Origin of the sequence: Microbispora bryophytorum (assembly GCF_006874465.1) — a bacterium.
Lineage (GTDB): Bacteria > Actinomycetota > Actinomycetes > Streptosporangiales > Streptosporangiaceae > Microbispora > Microbispora bryophytorum.
This window is the reverse complement of sequence record NZ_VIRL01000048.1, coordinates 1-3,400: the sequence shown is the minus strand read 5'-3', so window position 1 is coordinate 3,400 and position 3,400 is coordinate 1. Positions and strand designations below refer to the sequence as shown.

The 3,400-nt window shown below is 57.1% G+C and carries 2 rRNA genes; both read left to right on the top strand.

Features of this window, described 5'->3' with window-relative positions:
• Positions 1 to 85: 85 nt before the first annotated feature.
• A 23S ribosomal RNA gene (locus tag FLX07_RS35660) occupies positions 86 to 3,197 on the top strand.
• A gap of 76 nt (positions 3,198 to 3,273) precedes the next feature.
• Positions 3,274 to 3,390, top strand: a 5S ribosomal RNA gene (rrf, locus tag FLX07_RS35655).
• Positions 3,391 to 3,400: the final 10 nt, after the last annotated feature.

The following is a 3,400-nucleotide window of genomic DNA, read 5'->3' as shown; positions in this document are numbered from 1 at the left end:
TGTGGGGTTCGGGTGTTTGGTGGTGGGGTGGGCTGGTTGTCTGGTTGTTGTTTGTGAATTGCATAGTGGACGCGAGCATCTTTGTGGCCAAGTTATTTAGGGCACACGGTGGATGCCTTGGCATCAGGAGCCGATGAAGGACGTGGGAGGCTGCGTTAAGCCTCGGGGAGTCGCCAACCAGACGTTGATCCGGGGATGTCCGAATGGGGAAACCTAGCACCAGTCATGTGGTGTTGCCGCCGTCTGAATGTATAGGGCGGTTGGTGGTAACGCGGGGAAGTGAAACATCTCAGTACCCGTAGGAGAAGAAAACAATAGTGATTCCGTGAGTAGTGGTGAGCGAAAGCGGAGGAGGCTAAACCGTGCGCGTGTGATAGCCGGCGGGCGTTGCGTGTGCGGGGTTGTGGGATCCTTCTGAACGGTCCGCTGATCGTTCGGGGAGTAAAAAATTCATCTGATAGTCGAACGCTCTGGGAAGGGCGGCCGTAGACCGTGAGAGCCGGGTAGACGAAATTGGATGGACTCCCGAGGGGTGTCCCGAGTAGCACGGGGCTCGAGGAATCCTGTGTGAATCTGCCAGGACCACCTGGTAAGCCTAAATACTTCCTGATGACCGATAGTGAACGAGTACCGTGAGGGAAAGGTGAAAAGCGCCCCGGTGAGGGGTCGTGAAATAGTACCTGAAACCGTGTGCCTACAAGCCGTAGGAGCGTAGTCGCCCTTTGGGCGGCTGTGATGTGACTGCGTGCCTTTTGAAGAATGAGCCTGCGAGTTATGGTGTGTGGCGAGGTTAACCCGTGTGGGGGAGCCGTAGCGAAAGCGAGTCTGAATAGGGCGTTTGAGTCGCATGCTGTAGACCCGAAGCGGAGTGATCTACGCATGGGCAGGTTGAAGCGTGGGTAAGACTGCGTGGAGGACCGAACCCACCAGGGTTGAAAACCTGGGGGATGACCTGTGTGTAGGGGTGAAAGGCCAATCAAACTCCGTGATAGCTGGTTCTCCCCGAAATGCATTTAGGTGCAGCGTTGCGTGTTGCTTGCCGGAGGTAGGGCTCTGGATGGCTGATGGGCCCGACAAGGTTACTGACGTCAGCCAAACTTCGAATGCCGGTAAGTTGAGCGTGGCAGTGAGACTGCGGGGGATAAGCTCCGTGGTCGAGAGGGAAACAGCCCAGATCACCGACTAAGGCCCCTAAGCGTGTGCTAAGTGGGAAAGGATGTGGAGTCGCAGTGACAACCAGGAGGTTGGCTTAGAAGCAGCCACCCTTGAAAGAGTGCGTAATAGCTCACTGGTCAAGTGATTCTGCGCCGACAATGTAGCGGGGCTCAAGTACACCGCCGAAGTCGTGGCACTACCGGCTGACTTTGTCAGTTGGTGGTGGGTAGGGGAGCGTCGTGCGAACCGGTGAAGCTGCCGAGTGATCGTGTGGTGGAGGTCGTGCGAGTGAGAATGCAGGCATGAGTAGCGAGTCAGAAGTGAGAATCTTCTGCGCCGAATGACCAAGGGTTCCTGGGGCAGGTTCGTCCGCCCAGGGTAAGTCGGGACCTAAGGCGAGGCCGACAGGCGTAGTCGATGGACAACGGGTTGATATTCCCGTACCCGCTGTGATGCGCCCATATCGAATCCAGTGATACTAAGGGTCCTTAGTCCGGTTGGCTCTTCGGAGCCGGCGTCAGGGTGAACGCCTGGCCTGATCTGGTAGTAGGTAAGCGATGGGGTGACGCAGGAAGGTAGCCCAGCCCGGGCGGTGGTTGTCCCGGGGTAAGCATGTAGGGCGAGAGATAGGCAAATCCGTCTCTCATTAGCCTGAGGTGTGATGCCGAGCCGATTGTGGCGAAGTGGGTGATCCTATGCTGCCGAGAAAAGCCTCTAGTGAGTGTCGCGGCGGCCCGTACCCTAAACCGACTCAGGTGGTCAGGTAGAGAATACCAAGGCGGTCGGGTGAACTGTGGTTAAGGAACTCGGCAAATTGCCCCCGTAACTTCGGGAGAAGGGGGACCTTTACTGGTGATCGGACTTGCTTCGTGAGCTGGTGGGGGTCGCAGTGGCCAGGGGGAAGCGACTGTTTACTAAAAACACAGGTCCGTGCGAAGTCGTAAGACGATGTATACGGACTGACGCCTGCCCGGTGCCGGAACGTTAAGGGGACTGCTTAGTGCCTTTCGGGGTGCGAAGGTGAGAACTTAAGCGCCGGTAAACGGCGGTGGTAACTATAACCATCCTAAGGTAGCGAAATTCCTTGTCGGGTAAGTTCCGACCTGCACGAATGGCGTAACGACTTCCCCGCTGTCTCAACCACAGGCCCGGTGAAATTGCAGTACGAGTAAAGATGCTCGTTTCGCGCAGCAGGACGGAAAGACCCCGGGACCTTCACTACAGCTTGACATTGGCGTTTGGAACGTCTTGTGTAGGATAGGTGGGAGACTGTGAAGCGGTAACGCTAGTTATCGTGGAGTCATTGGTGAAATACCACTCTGGTCGTTTTGGACGTCTAACCCGCGCCCGTGAATCCGGGTGGGGGACAGTGTCTGGTGGGTAGTTTAACTGGGGCGGTTGCCTCCTAAAGGGTAACGGAGGCGCCCAAAGGTTCCCTCAGCCTGGTTGGCAATCAGGTGTCGAGTGTAAGTGCACAAGGGAGCTTGACTGTGAGACTGACGGGTCGAGCAGGAGCGAAAGCTGGGACTAGTGATCCGGCATCGGCGTGTGGAAGCGGTGTCGCTCAACGGCTAAAAGGTACCCCGGGGATAACAGGCTGATCTTCCCCAAGAGTCCATATCGACGGGATGGTTTGGCACCTCGATGTCGGCTCGTCGCATCCTGGGGCTGGAGTAGGTCCCAAGGGTTGGGCTGTTCGCCCATTAAAGCGGTACGCGAGCTGGGTTTAGAACGTCGCGAGACAGTTCGGTCCCTATCCGCTGCGCGCGCAGGAGACTTGCGAGGGGCTGTCCCTAGTACGAGAGGACCGGGACGGACGAACCTCTGGTGTGCCAGTTGTTCCGCCAGGAGCACGGCTGGTTGGCTACGTTCGGTAGGGATAACCGCTGAAAGCATCTAAGCGGGAAGCTCGCCTCAAGATGAGGTCTCCCACCACCTTGTGTGGGTAAGGCCCCCTAGAGATGATGGGGTTGATAGGCCGGAAGTGGAAGCGCAGTAATGTGTGGAGCTGACCGGTACTAATAGGCCGAGGACTTGACCATGATGTGCTCGCGTTCACTATGTGATCTCAGAGACAGCAACCGCTTGTAGTTGAGTTGGTTGTGTGTTTCGTGGGGTTACGGCGGTTATAGCGGCAGGGAAACACCCGGTTACATTCCGAACCCGGAAGTTAAGCCTGCCAGCGCCGATGGTACTGCACCGGGGACGGTGTGGGAGAGTAGGACGCCGCCGGACAATCTTTGTG